Raw genomic sequence first — 15,296 nt, forward strand, 5'->3', positions numbered from 1 at the left:
CAAGGGAAAACCACATTATTCTTGTATAAGCACAACTAGGAGTTGTTATTGCAGATGAGCGGGATAACCGAGGGTAGTTCGCTGGCTGACTTGCTGGATTCCCGGCGATTGTTTCAGTTCGTCGTGGCCGCAGAGGCACCGACGCTGGCGGCTGCCGCGGCGCAGCTATTCATCACCCAGCAGGCGTTGTCATCGGCGATACGCCAACTGGAACGCGATCTCGGCGTCGAGCTGTTTTCGCGCGCGCAACGCAGCCTGCAGCTGACCGACGCCGGCCACGAGCTGTACACCGGCGCAAAACCGCTTCTCGCCGGGATACGCGTGCTCGCCAACGCGACACGTAACCTCTCGGACCCGCAGCGTGCCTTTGTCATCGGGCATTCACCCGCGATCTCGGGCGAAGAGGTCTATCGGATCATCGAGCCTGCCGTGACCGCCGACCCCACGGTGTCGATCACGGTGCGGCAGGTCTTTCCGAGCACCATGCGCGACGGCCTCCTCGACGGGTCCCTGGACCTGGCACTACGTCGCGGAATCGACATGCCCGCCGACTTGGCCACCGATACTCTGCTCTATCAACCACTGCGCATCGCCGTCGTGCAATCCCACCCGCTCGCCGCGCAGGAGTGTGTCAACATTGCCGAAATCGCCGAATACCCCATTGTGGTGTGGGCTCCCCCGCGCCATTCCTTTTACACCGACCTGCTGGTTTCGCACTGCCGCCGAAGCGGTTTCGAGCCCCGCTTGCTGGTCAATCCGGTCCAGGGCACTCCGCCGTACACGGCGGTGCTCGCGCATCCCGGTCACTGCGCGTTCGTCACCGACGACCCTGGGCAGGTCTATCACCACAAGGTGCGGGTGATAGAGATCGTCAATCCCCCATTGGTTCCCGTGCAAGCCGTCTGGCTTCCCCATTCGGTGTCGACCATTCGCACCACACTGTTCGAATCCGTGCAGAGATCAGCTGTTGTCAGCACACCGGCCCGGACGGAAGATGGAGATACCCAGACAACCAGCCCGAGACATTCCCATGTCGCACACACATCGGATGTTCAGTGATCGCCGGCACGCGGGCCGCGTGCTGGCAGACATCCTCGCGCCCTACCGCATGCAAGACACCGTGGTCCTGGCGCTACCGCGTGGCGGAATTCCTGTCGGACGGGAAATCGCCACCGCCCTTGATGTCCCGTTAGAGGTTCTGGTCGTGCGCAAGCTCGGCGTGCCGGGGCATGAAGAATATGCCATGGGAGCCATCGCCAGCGGCGGCGAAGTGGTAGTGGATGACAACATCGTGCGTACCATGGGAATCACTGCGCCGCAGTTCAGAGACGTAGCGAACCGCGAAAAGCTCGAGCTGGCCCGGCGCGAGCGGATGTACCTGACTCACCGCGGCGTGGAAATCGATGGCAAGACAGTCATCCTGGTCGATGACGGGATCGCGACCGGCGCAACAATGCGCGTGGCGTTGATGACGATCAGGAAGGCATTCCCCGCGCGGATGGTGGCAGCCGTTCCGGTTGCCCCGCGATCGGCGTTCCGCCGATTCGTTTCCCTGGTAGACGATTTCGTTGTCGCGTCGTGCCCGCCTCGATTTCAGGCAGTGGGCGACGCCTACCAAGACTTTCACCAGATCTCCGACGAAGAGGTGCGCGCACTGCTCTCGGCATGACGGAGCACTTCTCGCCAGGTGGGGTTCTCGTGTTGTTTCCTGTCCAGCAATGTTGCGTAGCTAGCTTCCAGCCATGGACATGGGTCTGGCGCCCACGGACGTCATGGATCCGATGTATTGGCTGGGCGAGGGCGGCCTGTTCGGTGGCGCTGTTCTGGCCGGTGTCATGGTCATCGTCTTCATCGAAACCGGCTTGCTCTTTCCGTTCTTGCCCGGGGACACCTTGCTGTTTTCCGCAGGACTGATTGCCGCGCAGCCCAATTCCCCCGTCTCGATCCAGGTGTTGGCACCTTGCGCCGCGCTTGCCGCGCTACTCGGGAGCCAATGCGGCTACTTCATCGGACGCCGCCTCGGCCCAGCACTGTTCAAGAAGGAAGACGCGCGGTTCTTCAAGCAGCGCTATCTGACCGCCTCTCGCGACTTCTTCGACAGACACGGACCCAAGACGCTGCTCATAGCTCAGTTCGTCGGGGTGGTACGTACATTTACCCCCGTCATCGCGGGCATGTCCGGCATGCGCTACCCAATATTCCTGCTGTACAACGCTATTGGCAGCGCTGCCTGGGGCGTGGGACTGACCATTGTCGGCTATTTCCTGGGCAACATCGCGTTCGTCGGCGAACACCTGGACATCATCATCCTCATCATCGCCGTCCTTTCGACCCTGCCCGCCGCCGCGACAGCCGCCAAGGTCTATCTGGAGAAGCGGCGCGCGGTCACCGAGAACGGCTAATCGTTAGGAACTGCCCGCAGTTTGGCGGTCATAGTGCCGCTTGACCCTCGCCCGGTTGCCGCACTTCGGTGTGCACCATTCCCGCCGGGGATGCTCCTTGACGAAGTAGAGCACGCAGTGCGGGGCCAGGCAGGCTCGCAACTGATGCCGGGGCGGGCCACCGAAGAAGTCAATAGCCTGACGCGCGATCAAGCCGACCGCCAGCCGTGCCTGAGATCCGTGCACCGTCGCCGCCCGGATCGGCGCCCCGTCCACCGGCCACACCAGCTCGGCCCGGGCATCTGCCAGTGCATTGATGGTCGCGACAGCCTGGATGTGATTCACCCCGGACGTCGCCGGCCGTGGATCCGCTGTGATTTCCGCGGCCAGGCTGCGTAGCGCATCTCGCAGCGCCCGGAGATCAGCGGCAACCACACGCGCATCTTCCAGCGAGAAGGAAATGGTGTGCGCACCCGATTCGGCCAAGATTCGATCTGCCATCACCTTGAGCCACTCATGGACGGACTCATCGCTGTCCAGCGCATCCCGAACGTCACCACGACCACCACGAATCGTGTTCATCAGCTCTACCGGAAGCGGCTCACCCAAAACGGCCGCAATCGTGCCGGAGCTGCTGGTACCCATCCCCCGACTCTAACTTTCCTAATGGATATTGCCACTTGTAACCATGTGACCTATCTAACGGTGAAGAGGGAAATATCGACTAATGGTTGCGAGTTGCCTCAAGCGTTAGTAATTCATTGCTCTACCTCACGACAAGGAAACTGCCATGCCCACCCCCATCACCTCCTTCACTCGATCGGCCATCCGGTCGGCAGTTTCGTTCCTGGTCGCCCTCGCCGCGCTCGGCGCCATGGCCGTGGCTTCCCTCAGCCTCTCGGCCCAGGCATCTGCTGCCGGTGGCGGTGGATCGTCCGCGTCCGACACCGTGGACAAGCTGCAGGCGCAGGGATACACGGTCCAGCTCAACGGCATTCCGACCGCGCCCCTATCCGAATGCGTGGTGACCGGTATCGAGGGATTGCGCGGAGCTACCGCGTTTTCGACGGTCTACGTCGACATTTCCTGCCCCGCATACAACTGACCTATCCAACGCCTGTCTTGCAATACCGAACGAACCGAGCCGTCCGGTTTATTCCGCAACGGACTGACTGGCTTATCACAGGCATTTCAGGATGGCAACAGCTGGCGCCTCTGTTGTTAGAGACATCGCACGAGGATCTTTAAAAGTATTGGAGCGCAAACAAAATGACCGCCATCACCGCCACCTCGCAGGCACTCTCCACCAACGTTCGACGCGTTGTCGCCGCGGCCGGTATCGGTCTGGCGATCCTGGCGCCCACGTATGCCGCCATCGAACTGGCGACGAGCCCCTCGTCGTCGCTGGTCGCCGGCGCTGGTAACAACGGCAACGGGGGCGGCAACCGGGATCACGCCCGGCTCGGCACCGGCCAGTACGCGATGAACAACTCGGGCCCACAAATGCGCTACACCGCACCACCCAGTGGCCAGTACATCGGCGGCATCAACTGAGCAGAAATACAAAGGGCTGCTTCCGGATCAATCTCCGGAAGCAGCCCATTCGTTGTGAAGGAAGCCCGTCGCCCTAGGGCAGGATCGAGTCCACGTAACCGCCGTCGGCACGTACCGCGGCGCCGGTGGTCGCCGATGCCAGCGGGGAACTCAGATACACCACGAGGTTCGCGATCTCCACCGGCTCGATCAAGCGTTGCAACAGAGACTGCGGTCGGTGCTTTTTCATGAATTCGCGCTGCGCCTCATCCCATGGCAGCGACTTGTCGACGAGCTGATAGACGAAGTCCTCGACACCGGCGGTATGTGTGGGACCAGCGATCACCGAGTTGACCGTGACACCTGTACCCGCGGCATCCTTCGCAAACCCACGCGTCACTCCCAACAGCGCAGTCTTGGAGACGCCGTAGTGGATCATCTCCTGCGGAATGACGATCGCGGAATCGCTGGCGATCTGAATGACGCGGCCCCATTGCGTATCGATCATCCCCGGCAGGTATGCCCGAATGAGGCGCACCGCGGAAAGCACATTCACCTCGAAGTAGTTCCGCCACTGTTCATCGGTGATCTCACGTGCCGGTGTAGCGCCGAAGATGCCCAGATTATTGACCAGGATGTCCACCGCTGGCAGCTGCGCGAGAAGCGCATCCACACCCTCGGCGGTGGAAACGTCAGCCGCCACCCCGACAACGCTGCCGTGCTGAAGCCCCACCTCAGCGACCGCGGCGTCAACACGCTCTTGGGAACGCCCGTTGACCACGGCGCGCGCTCCGCTAGCCGCGAGCTGCCGGACAATCTCCAGCCCGATGCCCTGTGTGGATCCCGTTACTAGCGCTGTCTTACCCGTCAGGTCGATGTTCACGTATCCATTGAAGACCCATCACCCCCGACTTCATTCCCTGGGTGTGACAGGTCACGTCGGGCGGGCTGCTTCACTGAGCAGATGCTTACGTCGCACCGGCCATGGGTCCGCTGGACTGGCCGCAGCGCCGTCCCCAGCTGGCGAGTCCGAAACGTCCACGAACGACTCTTCCCCGGAACCGCCCCTGAGTACACCGCGGAGTTGTTCGCGACACTAGGGACACCGGACGATCGATTCTGGCCAAAAACTGATTGGAGCCCAATGGTTCTGGATCGGAATCTGACCGTAGGAGCAAGCGGCGGGCACGGCAAGATCCGGTACACATGCACCGCGCATATTCCGGCCCGGCTTCCTGAACTCACCTTTGACGACGTGAACGGCAGTGCCGTCGACGGCCGACTGGATCAAACTCACTGCCGTCGTGATCCCCGCACACAATGCGGTTGTTGAGCAACTTCTTGACAATATCGAGCGCTTCATCACGGGATCGATTGCCCGCCCGCATCGTTGGGGGCTCCGCGTAGTGATTCTTCGCCGCCTGTTGGGCCTGTCGACAAGGATGGCTACCTGAGCCTGGTCCGTAGGTTTTCGGCTTAGACGTCGCGGTTGTCGGCCGCAAGCAAGTGCGGGTCTGTGTCCGGGTCATCGATACCGAAGCTGATGATCCGACCAGGGGTAATCCGGATGATCGCGGTATCCAACTCGTCTCCGGCGGCACCCCGTGCCGCCGGAGACACAGCAGGTTGGGCCGTACCGCGAATCTCCAGACAGCGCACCCGCCAGGGTGCTCGCGATGGGATATCATCCACCACAAAAGCCACCCTGTTGTTGTGGATTATGTTGCGGTACTTACGGCTTCGACTCATCCGATAGCCGGATATGTCTATGGTGCCCAGCTGCTCGTTGTATGCGAATCCCACCGGACTCACCTGAGGCGAGCCGTCTGGTCCGACGGTGGCAAGCCTACCGAGGTCGGCTTGACGCATGAATGCGATCTCATCGGGTCTGAAGGCCATGTGCGTAACGGTAGATCCTCAACTTAACTTGAGATCAAGCCTCGATGCGGCCGCCCCCGCGACCTAATGCGAGCAGCAGCATCCACCCTGCTGAGCCTGGGCAGACTCCTTCGCGCCCGCTGGCACCGTGCCATCGGGGCGCCAATCGAAGGGGAAGTGCTTGCTCGAGGCGCCGCGGTGCTCGTGTGACCATTCGAATCCGACGGAGTGGTCCTTCTTCACCACACCCCACGTCGCGGTCTGTCCCGGACCTACCTCCGCTCCCGGCGCGTTCACGGTGGTGACCCGGCGACTCGGGTCGGCAGTCGGACCAGTCAACGCCTCGACGCGCAGATCCACCTTGCCAGGAATCTCAGCGCTCCAACTCGCGAGATCGTCGGCCTTGGCGAAGTTGATCGGTACGTACTCGATGCCGCGTAGCTCCTCGATGAGACTTGCGAATTCGGCGGGCCAGCCACCTTCCTTACCGGTGAAGATCCGTTCGAGCGCGATGCGCTGACGGGCGTCGGCATCCTCGTCGATGTAGAACATCAACTTCATCGTCGCGTCCGGATCACCGATCCACATGTTGCCTTGAAACTCACCCTGAGCAACCACGCCCAGGCCACTCAAATCGACATCGCCCCAATGTCCCTCACTGACATGCCACACCAGGGTGAACAGGCAGTCACCGTGAGTCGGCTCCTGCGCGAAGCTGCACGGGCACGGCAGCTTGCAACTGCACACATCGAACCAGTCACCCTTCAGGTTCCAGTCGTAGGTTTCCGTCGCTGTCATTTGTCCATTCCTTTCCATACCCCATGGGGGTATCTGACCAACCCAAGGTAGCAGTGCGCCACGCCTGCCGACAAGTACCCCATGGGGGTATATTTCCGGGCGATTGATACCTGCGACCGATCGATTGATATAGATAGGCATATGCCCCTATCAGCCTTCGATTCCGAACCCGTCAGACAGATCTGGCAGCAGCTCGGAATTCCCGGGATCGTGGACGTGCACACCCACTTCATGCCCAAATCCGTCATGGACAAGGTGTGGGCCTACTTCGATTCAGCAGGACCGCTGGTCGGGCGCCCCTGGCCCATCACGTATCGCGCCGAAGAGTCCCAGCGCGTCGCCACCCTGCGCGAGTTCGGTGTCCTGCGCTTCACCTCACTGGTCTATCCACACAAACCTCATATGGCCGCGTGGTTGAACCAGTGGGCCGGCCAGTTCGCGGCGCAAACCCCGGACTGCATCCATACCGCCACCTTCTACCCCGAGCCCGGGGCCGCGGAATACGTACGTGCGGCGATCGATTCGGGAGCCGGCGTCTTCAAGGTCCATATTCAGGTCGGCGCCTTCTCCCCCACCGACCCTCTGCTGGCCCCGGTGTGGGGTCTCATCGAGGAGGCCGCCGTGCCGGTGGTGATCCATTGCGGTTCTGGCCCGGCACCCGGCGATTTCACGGGCCCCGATCGAATCAGAGCGCTGCTCAAGCAGTTCCCACGACTGTGCTTGATCATCGCCCACATGGGCATGCCTGAGTACAGCGAGTTCCTCGATCTCTGCGAGCAGTATGACGAGGTGCGGCTCGACACCACCATGGCCTTCACCGCATTCTCCAACGAAAAGGCGCCCTTCCCCGAATCCGACTATCCGCGCCTCGTCGAGCTGGGCCACAAGATCTACTTCGGCAGCGACTTCCCCAACATCCCGTACGGGTACGCCGAGGCGATCACCGCGTTGCGGGGGCTCCCCGGAATCGACGACAACTGGATGCGGGCAGTCCTCTACGGCAACGGCGCAACGCTGTTCGGCATTGACGGATAGCACCGGCGAGACAAGCGGTCGACGACGAAAGCAGCGTCTCGGCCCACACCCCGCAGCGTCGCCGAGGACAAGGATCGCTGCCATTCCAACCCGACGAATCCCAGACCCGGTTGCGTGGTCGACACCCCGTTGCGGTGGCTCGGGACGCCCCTGGCGTCAACCGCGCCCAAGCCTGCCAGGTAGCCGAAGTCCGGCCGATAACCCGTCGCCCAGATGACGGTATCGACAGATTCTGTGCTGCCGTCCGCCCACACCACCGAATCGCCGTCCATGCGGGTGAACATCTTTCGCCAATCCGGGCGCCCTGATTCGAGCGCTTCGCGGTACACGCCGGCGTCGAAGACCGGCGCATTCGGGCGGCGCGGCAACCATGGCCCCACCGGCGCGATATCGAGACCCGTCCGCGAATACCAGAAATGCATGTCGAACCCCAACGGTCGTTGCGGCACCAGACGTGGATAACGGCGGCTGGCCAACGTGACCACCGCCGTTTCCGCGAGTTCGGCCGCAATCTGGACCGCAGAATTTCCCGCTCCGACCACCACCACACGTTGGCCGGCGAAAGCCCCTGCCGCGCGATACCGCGCCGCGTGCAACTGGCCACCAGAGAACGTGTCAGCTCCAGAAACTCTTGGGATAAAAGGGCTTCCATAGGTACCCGTGGCCGCGATCAGCATCGGCGAGATAAACATGTCGCCGCCGGTCAGCACACCATAGCCATGCGTCTCCCCACGGACTCCTAGCACGCGGCAATTCGTTCGTATGTCCACGTCGAGCCGCTTCGCATAGTCGCGCAGGTACACGACGACCTCATCCCGCGACGGATAGCGATCGGGGTCGCCTGGGAACGGCGAACCCACCAGGCCGGAGTATCGTGCCGGACTGAACAGGGCGAGGCTGTCGTAGTAGTGCTGCCACGCACCACCCGGCTCGCTGCCCGCCTCTACGATAACCGGGCGTATTCCCTTGTCGACCAATGCTTTCGCAGTCGCGAGACCCGCCTGCCCGGCACCAATGACCACGGCGTCACACATCTGCGGCACGTCAGTCTCCCAGCTGCCCCGCCAGATACGCCTTACGCACCGTGAGGCGTTGTCGTTTTCCGCTGGTGGTCCGGGGGATCGTACGCGCCGGCACCATGACGACGTCGTCGAGCGAGAAGCCGAACACCGCGCGGACACCACCGGTGATGCGGGTACGTAGTTCCTCGTGTTCCTCCACGGCTACCCGGGTGCCGACAACGGCGATAACCGATTCGCGGCCACGTTGATCATCTCGCAGGGAGAACACCACGGATACGCCACCCGCACCGGACAGACCGTCAATCTCACGCTCGACGTCATAGGGCGGCAAGTTGCGCCCCCGCACGATCAGCATTTCCTTGCGTCGGCCCACGACGAATAGTTCCCCGGCAGCCAGATAACCACGATCTCCGGTGTCGTGCCATCCGTCCTCAGGCGTGGCCACCCCACCGTCAGGATTCAGGTAGCCGAGCATCACAGACGGTCCACTCACCTGGATATCGCCCACGGCACCATCGGGAAGCAATTCACCTGCGGGTGAAAGGATGCGTAGCCGCAGGCCGTCCACCGCCCGGCCGCAAGACACCACCAGCTGACCGTCGTCTGGATTCGCCCGCCCGAACACTCGCCCGAACGCCGTCCGGCTCAGCGGATGCGGTTGCAGTGCAATGCTTGTCGCGAGTACCGTCTCCGCCATGCCATAGCACGGCACCAGTGCGTCTGCCCGCAATCCCAGCGGGGCAAGCCGCTCGGCAACCTCGCGCATCACTGCGTAGGGAATGGGTTCGGCGCCCACGTACGCGTGACGCAGGGAGGATAAGTCCACGCCGGCAGGCATATCGGCACGACCGAGCGCGTCCGATACGGCTCGATAGGCGAATGGCGGGCCCGCCGTGTGGGTCGATCCATGATGAGACATGTGCCGTATCCAGGATGTCGGATCCCGCAGAAATCCCATCGGGGTCATCACCCCCACCCGCAGACCGTAAAGGAGCGCGGACAACACCTGGATAAAGCCCATATCGTGATAGAACGGCAGCCAGCTGAACACCCGGTCTCGCCCACGCAATGCCCTCGTGCCGTAGGCGATTGCGCAAGAGTTATGCGCCACATTGCTGTGGGTCAACATCACTGCCTTCGGAGCGGATGTCGAGCCCGAGGTGAGTTGTATGTGGTGGATGTCGCCGGGTCCGGCCGGCGAAAGTAGCTGCCAATCAATCGGATCGGCATCAGTCAACTCGTCGTACAGCACCACGTTTGGATGCTCGACTGCCGCCGCGCCCCGCGCCTGCGTTATCACCATGACCGGTTTCAACACTGCCAGCGCGGCGTGCAGATGCGCCACTCCGGCCGATTCCGGGCGCGAGGGAGTGGGCGGAGGCGCGATGGCGCACGGTACGGCGCCCAACAACAGCACCGCCAGCAGTGTGGCCAGGTACTCTTCGTCGCTGGTGGCAATCATCGCCACCCGGTCACCGCGCCGCAGGCCACGATTGGTCAACTCAGACGCACGAATCCGTATGGCAGTAACCATATCTGCGCCCGGCAGCGCATACAGATGGCTTCGTGAATCATAGAAATCGATCTGTTCCAGCCCCAGGCGGAGCAGCGCCGGATAGTCGATCGCCCCCGAAACCATCGCCGGTGCGTTGGCCTCCACATGCTGACGAACCTCGGAAGCACTCATGCCTGTTGGCGGCGTTTCGCCTTATCGCGCAGACGCTGACGAATGAACGCACCGATGTCGCCCACCACAGTGAAGGCAAATGCCTCCTCTTCCGGGATGAACACCGCGAACTGATCTTCCAATTCGTTCATCAGCGCCATCAGCACCACCGAGTCGATAGGAAGACTGAGCAGCGCAGTACCGGCCTCCACGGCAGCGAGGTCTACCTGCGCCAGATCTTCCGGCGGGAGCAGCTTGCTCAGTGCGTCACGCAGCACGCCGATGATCTCGGTGTCTTCCGGAATTACCACGGTGCCGGTCATTGGCCCTCTTTCTCTAGCAGTACACCATCTTCGAGGTGCAGCACACGATCCGCGATATCTGTCAGGCGCAGATCGTGGGTCACGATCACCACTGCTGCCCCTTGGCTTCTGGCGGCATCTGCGAGCTGCTCGGCCACCTTCTTTCCGGTGGCCGAATCCAGATTTGCCGTTGGTTCATCGGCTAGAACCAAGCCTGGGCGGGCGACCAGCGCCCGTGCCGCGGCGACGCGCTGCTTCTCGCCACCCGAGAGCGCCGGCGGGCGATGGCCGGTCCGATGAGCCAATCCGAGCTCGGTCAGAAGTCGCCGAGCGCGGGACATCGCGTCGTCTTTACTCACCCCCGCGTAACGCAACGGCAGAGCCACATTCTCCGCACTCGTCAACGCGTTCAACAGGTTGTACTCCTGAAACAGGAATCCCAGCTTCTCCAAACGGATCCGGGCGCGTTCCCGCTCGCTCAGGTCACCCACGTTCTGGCCGCCGATCCTGACCACACCCGCGCCCGGGGTCAGCAGCAACCCCATGACCAAAAGTGCGGTGGTCTTACCGCCACCCGAGGGGCCGACAACCAGCACCACCTCACCGGCATTGACCGTCAAGTCCAGACCCCGCAGCGCACGCACCGCCGCATCTCCGGAGCCGTACTGATGCTCGATGCCCTCGAGCTGCAGAACCGGATCCTGTGAAACATTGTTGTCAGTACTGTTCATCGTGCTCACCTCCGGAACGCCTGAGCGGGATCGATCCGCGTCACCCGCCGCACCGGTATCAGTGAGCCGATGACCGCCATGACACCGGTCGCGGCGGCCATCGCGCCTAGCATTACCGGTGTCACCTCCACCGTGACGTCTCCTAGCCGGTCCTTCACCAGGAACTGCACCCCGTAGGTGATCCCGGCACCCAACAGATACCCAAGTCCGGCAATCAACGCTGCTTGGGCAATGACGGTGCGGCACAGCTGCCCTGGTCGAACGCCCAGGGCCCGCAATACTCCAAAGTCACCCATCTGCTCGGTGGTGACCGCGAGGACTGTCAAGCCCACCAGCGCCACGCCGACCAGGGCTGCGATACCGATCATCGTCTTGAGTGGGCGCCCGATCATCGAAATCACGATGGCACGACTGTTGGCGGCGAAAGTTTCCGAGGTCAGCGCATCCATTCCAGGCGCCGACTTTCGCACCGAATCCACCACTTGATCACCGGTGTACCCGTCTGAGGGCTGAACAAGGAAGTAGGACACGCGATTTCCGGCCCTCAATAGACGCGCGGCATCCTCAAGAGAGATAAAGGCATAGAAATTACCAACAGCGGCAGTCTGATTGGACAGCCCCACGACAGTGAAGTCGCCGTCCACGAGCTGAACCGTGTCGCCGACATGAATCTTGTTCTTCTTCGCCAGCACCCGGTCCAGCACCACCTCACGGGAACCGGCAACATTGCGCCCCTCCGAGAGCGACCACGGACCACCCACTCCGGTGGCGGTGTCATATCCCACCACGAAGTAGGCGGTGTGTGCCCCGTTATGCACGAAATCTGAAGGCAGACCGAGGATTGGGTCTGCCGACCGCACACCCGGAACCTTCAGCAGGCGGTCTTTACCGTCGCCCGGCAGCCACGACACGGCCCGGAACATCTGCGAAACGCCCGGCTGGACCACCCACACCGCACCCTTCGAGTGATCGATGTAGGTGGTCACCTGGTTGGTGGTGCCGACGAAGATGCCCGACATCACCAACACCAGAATGACCGCCACCGCCACCCCGATCACCGACAGGACGAAACGGGCGCGCTCTGCGACAAGGTTTTTGACGGCGACAATCAACGGGCCATCCCTCCTGCCATGGCGCGCAGTCTGCGCACCGATCGTGTGGTCACCGCGACCACGGTGTTCACATCCGCCGGTGACACGTTTGGGCCCAGAGAAAACCGGACGGTGGCACGCGCCTGTTCCTCGCTCAGCCGCATGGCCCGCAGCACGTGCGATACCGTGTCTTCCCCAGCGTGGCAAGCAGATCCGGTGGATACGTAGATGCCATGCATGTCGAGGTCATCGGCAAGGGTGTCGGCACGAACGCCGTCGAAACGCACACTCAGAGTCTCCTCCAAGACCGGTTCGGTCACATTGAGGTGCACTCCGCCGACCGCGCGCAACCCGTCGATCAACTGCTCACGGCGATCGCGCATACCCAGCCGGTAGCCCATCGTCACCGTGCGCGCACATGCGTCTGCTGCCGCGGCCATGCCGAGTGCCCCGGGCACGTTCTCGGTGCCCGCCCGCAGGCGGTTCTCCTGTGGTCCCCCGCGCATCACCGGCAAGAGCCGATGACCGCTGCGAACATAGAGCGCACCCACTCCCCGCGGGCCGCCGAACTTATGCGCCGATACCGAGATCATGGTGGCGCCAACAACTGTCAGGTCAAGCTTGCCCGCGGTGTGCACCGCATCGGTGTGAAACGCAGTGCCCGACTGCCTGGCCAGGTCCGCGATCTCCACGACTGGCTGGATGGCACCGGTCTCGTTGTTGGCGTGCATCACCGATACCAGCGCGGTATCGGGCCGCAACGCGCGGGCCACGTCGGCGGATTCGACATGCCCCGTCGGCGCGGGGTCCACGAAGGTGACCTCGACACCCAGGTCACGTAATGCGTGGGCGTTCGCCAGCACCGCCGGGTGCTCTATGGACGAGGTCACCAGGTGACCTTGAAAACCCAAGGCCGCGAAGGTCCCCCACAAGGCCAGGGTGTTCGCCTCGCTTCCACCGGAAGTCAGAACCACCTCCTCGGCATCGGCTCCGAGCATCTGCGCCATGGTCTCGCGCGCCTCGGCCAGTGCCTCCGCGGCATCACGGCCGGCACCATGGCGGCTGGAGGGGTTGCCCACCAGCTGGTGTCCACTCAGTACCGCCTGCGCCGCACGTGGATGCAGCGGTGCGGTGGCCGCATAGTCCAGATAGATCTCGGTCGGCGTTGCCTGTGTGGATGGGTTAAGAACCTGGGAGGGTGCTGACATCTTCGTGAATTCCGTTGCGGTAGTTGTTGGCTAGACGCTGCGCTACGTCGGCACCAAGCGCCGCGACGTGCTGCTGCTCGGGAGAAAGCCCCCCAGACCACTCGGCGACCTGCGCCGCTTCTATCGCCGCTACATCGTGCACCGGCATCCCGCTGAGGCGCTCGGTGAGAATAGAAGCCACGGCCAGGGACGCCGAACACCCGTATGCCTCGAAGCCGATCCGGGCCACGGCATCGTCGCGGACCTGAGCGCTCAACAAGATCTGGTCACCACACACCGGATTTCCGATGAAGGCGGTGACGTCGGCCTGATCCAAACGACCGGGGTTGCGCGGGTTGGTGAAGTGATCGACCACTGTGGCGCTGAAACGGGGCACTAGGCGCCCAATCCTTCAGTGGAACCGGCTGCTACCAGCTCACATTCGGCGACGACTTCCTGTGAGTCAATGTACTTTTCGATACTCACCGCGCAACATCCCAGTTCGGCCCCCTGGCGGCGCCTGCGGAACTTGACGGTCTGCCCGGTACGGCCGCACGGGCAGTCACTCTCGTCCACCTCGCCGATGTCGTCGGACAGCAGGAAACCCGGATACGCGGTGTTCAACGCGTCGAGAATCGCTATCCCGCCGGTCTTTCCCGGCTCGAGTTCGACGGAGGCATCGTTGACGTCCCGGATCGAGATGTAACACCACGGCGGCACATGCTTACGCTGATGCTCACACTCGATTGCGAGCATGTTGGACTCGATCATTCCGTACATGTCGCGGATGCGGGTGCGGTCGATTCCCAGCAGCCGCTGTGCTTTCTCGTTGAAATCATCGCGACTTATCGAGTTGCCGGTGTACTGCTTCCAGCCTCCGAGCATGATGATCAGCGAGTCGGGGTCGAGCGTCAGCGGGATGTCTTCTAACTCCAGATATTTCATGAATCGCGCGATGATGAAGGGCGGCCCGATGAGATGACGGGTCATCTTCCCCTCCCAGTTCCGCAGGTGTGTCAACGCATTTTCCGGGTCAAAGGAGTAATCACGCACCACGTAGCGGTGGTCATCGAGCATCCCGGTGAGCAGGTTGAAGATCTTTACCATGCCCATCTCGGGCACCTCGGCGGTCGATGGGCACAGGAACAGCCCAGCCCCCTGGGAGATGCCCAGGAAATCGCGGTAACCGCCGAAGATTCCCACCGACGCCCTGGTCACCGTGGTGGAGTCGCGTCGTGCCACTGAGGGCACACCACTGGTGCCGGTGGACCGGATCTCGATCTCGACGTCCTCAAGCCCGCAGGTCATGAGTACGTGCGCCCCAGCCTGTTTGAACATGCTGACGGGAAGTAGGGGCACACGGCGCAGGTCAGCGCGATCCCGAATATCGCCCGGAGTCAGGCCGATGGCGTCGCACTGGGCCCGATAGAAGCCATTGCGTTCGAAGTGCAGCGCGAAGGACTCGCGCACCACATCGGTAAGCGACCGCCGCCAGTCCTCCCGTGTCACCCGGAGGGCTTCCCCCGGCATGCCGAGCATGGTGACCAAGTCCACTGCATATCTCCTTTGACTGCCTAGCCCACACAGGGCACCGGTGGAGTGGTCGAATCATCGTGAGAAAAAGTTCCCGCAGATCGTCAAGTGTTCCCGCGGCGGTATGGCAGAGTCCGCC

General features: G+C 62.6%; 18 protein-coding genes. 6 read left to right on the top strand and 12 right to left on the bottom strand.

Features of this window, described 5'->3' with window-relative positions:
- Window positions 1-54 precede the first annotated feature (54 nt).
- The 3 genes from ABG82_RS26090 (at window position 55) to ABG82_RS26100 (ending at window position 2,402) form a co-directional block, all read left to right on the top strand.
- Window positions 55-1,059, top strand: a complete 1,005-nt coding sequence (locus tag ABG82_RS26090) for a LysR family transcriptional regulator (RefSeq protein WP_043080238.1) — start codon at window positions 55-57, stop codon at window positions 1,057-1,059.
- Window positions 1,049-1,669 carry a phosphoribosyltransferase gene (locus ABG82_RS26095; protein ID WP_043080239.1) on the top strand — a complete coding sequence of 207 codons (621 nt, stop codon included), beginning with the start codon at window positions 1,049-1,051 and terminating at the stop codon, window positions 1,667-1,669. The genes ABG82_RS26090 and ABG82_RS26095 overlap by 11 nt, the downstream gene beginning before the upstream one ends.
- A gap of 73 nt (window positions 1,670-1,742) precedes the next feature.
- A complete protein-coding gene (locus ABG82_RS26100; RefSeq protein WP_078343613.1) occupies window positions 1,743-2,402 on the top strand; it encodes a DedA family protein in 660 nt (219 codons plus the stop codon).
- 3 nt (window positions 2,403-2,405) lie between these two features.
- On the opposite strand, the gene ABG82_RS26105 is transcribed toward ABG82_RS26100, so the two are convergent.
- On the bottom strand, window positions 2,406-3,026 hold the full coding sequence (locus ABG82_RS26105; protein WP_043080240.1) for a CGNR zinc finger domain-containing protein: 621 nt from the start codon (window positions 3,024-3,026) through the stop codon (window positions 2,406-2,408).
- 145 nt (window positions 3,027-3,171) lie between these two features.
- On the opposite strand from ABG82_RS26105, the gene ABG82_RS26110 reads away from it, so the two are divergent.
- Together ABG82_RS26110 and ABG82_RS26115 are read left to right on the top strand one after the other, a co-directional pair.
- Entirely contained in the window at window positions 3,172-3,486 is a 315-nt protein-coding gene (locus ABG82_RS26110; RefSeq protein WP_043080241.1) for a hypothetical protein, read from the top strand.
- Between the two features lie 164 nt (window positions 3,487-3,650).
- Window positions 3,651-3,935, top strand: coding sequence for a hypothetical protein (locus ABG82_RS26115; RefSeq protein WP_043080242.1), 285 nt, complete (start codon window positions 3,651-3,653; stop codon window positions 3,933-3,935).
- Between the two features lie 73 nt (window positions 3,936-4,008).
- On the opposite strand, the gene ABG82_RS26120 is transcribed toward ABG82_RS26115, so the two are convergent.
- The 3 genes from ABG82_RS26120 to ABG82_RS26135 all read right to left on the bottom strand — a co-directional run bounded on the left by ABG82_RS26120 (window position 4,009) and on the right by ABG82_RS26135 (window position 6,590).
- A complete protein-coding gene (locus tag ABG82_RS26120) occupies window positions 4,009-4,797 on the bottom strand; it encodes an SDR family NAD(P)-dependent oxidoreductase (protein WP_043080243.1) in 789 nt (262 codons plus the stop codon).
- A 593-nt stretch (window positions 4,798-5,390) separates the two neighbouring features.
- Window positions 5,391-5,813: a PPOX class F420-dependent oxidoreductase gene (locus ABG82_RS26130; protein WP_043080244.1), complete on the bottom strand. Its 423-nt coding sequence runs from the start codon at window positions 5,811-5,813 to the stop codon at window positions 5,391-5,393.
- Between the two features lie 63 nt (window positions 5,814-5,876).
- On the bottom strand, window positions 5,877-6,590 hold the full coding sequence (locus ABG82_RS26135; RefSeq protein ID WP_043080245.1) for a DUF1326 domain-containing protein: 714 nt from the start codon (window positions 6,588-6,590) through the stop codon (window positions 5,877-5,879).
- A 141-nt stretch (window positions 6,591-6,731) separates the two neighbouring features.
- Between ABG82_RS26135 and ABG82_RS26140 the strand changes: the two genes are divergently transcribed.
- Window positions 6,732-7,625, top strand: a complete 894-nt coding sequence (locus ABG82_RS26140; RefSeq protein ID WP_043080246.1) for an amidohydrolase family protein — start codon at window positions 6,732-6,734, stop codon at window positions 7,623-7,625.
- Here the strand turns inward: ABG82_RS26140 and ABG82_RS26145 are convergent.
- The 8 genes from ABG82_RS26145 to ABG82_RS26180 are packed head-to-tail and all read right to left on the bottom strand — an operon-like array spanning window position 7,586 to window position 15,178.
- A complete protein-coding gene (locus ABG82_RS26145) occupies window positions 7,586-8,659 on the bottom strand; it encodes a flavin-containing monooxygenase (protein ID WP_043080272.1) in 1,074 nt (357 codons plus the stop codon). The two genes, ABG82_RS26140 and ABG82_RS26145, sit on opposite strands and share 40 nt — an antisense overlap.
- 10 nt (window positions 8,660-8,669) lie before the next feature.
- A complete protein-coding gene (locus tag ABG82_RS26150) occupies window positions 8,670-10,307 on the bottom strand; it encodes an AMP-binding protein (protein ID WP_043080273.1) in 1,638 nt (545 codons plus the stop codon).
- Window positions 10,308-10,330: 23 nt separating this feature from the next.
- Window positions 10,331-10,636 (bottom strand): acyl carrier protein, encoded by a 306-nt coding sequence (locus ABG82_RS26155; RefSeq protein WP_043080247.1) that lies wholly within the window; start codon window positions 10,634-10,636, stop codon window positions 10,331-10,333.
- Window positions 10,633-11,346 (bottom strand): ABC transporter ATP-binding protein, encoded by a 714-nt coding sequence (locus ABG82_RS26160; protein WP_043080274.1) that lies wholly within the window; start codon window positions 11,344-11,346, stop codon window positions 10,633-10,635. The genes ABG82_RS26155 and ABG82_RS26160 overlap by 4 nt, the downstream gene beginning before the upstream one ends.
- Before the next feature lie 5 nt (window positions 11,347-11,351).
- Window positions 11,352-12,458 (bottom strand): ABC transporter permease, encoded by a 1,107-nt coding sequence (locus tag ABG82_RS26165; protein WP_043080248.1) that lies wholly within the window; start codon window positions 12,456-12,458, stop codon window positions 11,352-11,354.
- Complete coding sequence (locus ABG82_RS26170) at window positions 12,455-13,645, bottom strand: cysteine desulfurase family protein (RefSeq protein ID WP_043080249.1); 1,191 nt, start codon at window positions 13,643-13,645, stop codon at window positions 12,455-12,457. Before ABG82_RS26170 ends, ABG82_RS26165 begins: the two co-directional genes overlap by 4 nt.
- Window positions 13,620-14,021: an iron-sulfur cluster assembly scaffold protein gene (locus ABG82_RS26175; protein ID WP_043080250.1), complete on the bottom strand. Its 402-nt coding sequence runs from the start codon at window positions 14,019-14,021 to the stop codon at window positions 13,620-13,622. Before ABG82_RS26175 ends, ABG82_RS26170 begins: the two co-directional genes overlap by 26 nt.
- The gene (locus ABG82_RS26180; RefSeq protein WP_043080251.1) at window positions 14,021-15,178 is read right to left on the bottom strand and encodes a LuxE/PaaK family acyltransferase; all 1,158 of its coding nucleotides are present in this window, start codon (window positions 15,176-15,178) and stop codon (window positions 14,021-14,023) included. Before ABG82_RS26180 ends, ABG82_RS26175 begins: the two co-directional genes overlap by 1 nt.
- Window positions 15,179-15,296 lie beyond the last annotated feature (118 nt).

It is taken from the genome of Mycobacteroides immunogenum (assembly GCF_001605725.1).
Classification (GTDB): domain Bacteria; phylum Actinomycetota; class Actinomycetes; order Mycobacteriales; family Mycobacteriaceae; genus Mycobacterium; species Mycobacterium immunogenum.

Excerpts from the sequence above, each read along its gene's own strand:
- ABG82_RS26130 (WP_043080244.1), bottom strand. The coding sequence starts at position 5,813 with ATGGCCTTCAGACCCGATGAGATCGCATTCATGCGTCAAGCCGACCTC.
- ABG82_RS26155 (WP_043080247.1), bottom strand. The coding sequence starts at position 10,636 with ATGACCGGCACCGTGGTAATTCCGGAAGACACCGAGATCATCGGCGTG.
- ABG82_RS26105 (WP_043080240.1), bottom strand. The coding sequence starts at position 3,026 with ATGGGTACCAGCAGCTCCGGCACGATTGCGGCCGTTTTGGGTGAGCCG.
- ABG82_RS26135 (WP_043080245.1), bottom strand. The coding sequence starts at position 6,590 with ATGACAGCGACGGAAACCTACGACTGGAACCTGAAGGGTGACTGGTTC.
- ABG82_RS26160 (WP_043080274.1), bottom strand. The coding sequence starts at position 11,346 with ATGAACAGTACTGACAACAATGTTTCACAGGATCCGGTTCTGCAGCTC.
- ABG82_RS26145 (WP_043080272.1), bottom strand. The coding sequence starts at position 8,659 with ATGTGTGACGCCGTGGTCATTGGTGCCGGGCAGGCGGGTCTCGCGACT.
- ABG82_RS26115 (WP_043080242.1), top strand. The coding sequence starts at position 3,651 with ATGACCGCCATCACCGCCACCTCGCAGGCACTCTCCACCAACGTTCGA.
- ABG82_RS26110 (WP_043080241.1), top strand. The coding sequence starts at position 3,172 with ATGCCCACCCCCATCACCTCCTTCACTCGATCGGCCATCCGGTCGGCA.
- ABG82_RS26095 (WP_043080239.1), top strand. The coding sequence starts at position 1,049 with ATGTTCAGTGATCGCCGGCACGCGGGCCGCGTGCTGGCAGACATCCTC.
- ABG82_RS26090 (WP_043080238.1), top strand. The coding sequence starts at position 55 with ATGAGCGGGATAACCGAGGGTAGTTCGCTGGCTGACTTGCTGGATTCC.
- ABG82_RS26170 (WP_043080249.1), bottom strand. The coding sequence starts at position 13,645 with ATGTCAGCACCCTCCCAGGTTCTTAACCCATCCACACAGGCAACGCCG.
- ABG82_RS26140 (WP_043080246.1), top strand. The coding sequence starts at position 6,732 with ATGCCCCTATCAGCCTTCGATTCCGAACCCGTCAGACAGATCTGGCAG.
- ABG82_RS26100 (WP_078343613.1), top strand. The coding sequence starts at position 1,743 with ATGGACATGGGTCTGGCGCCCACGGACGTCATGGATCCGATGTATTGG.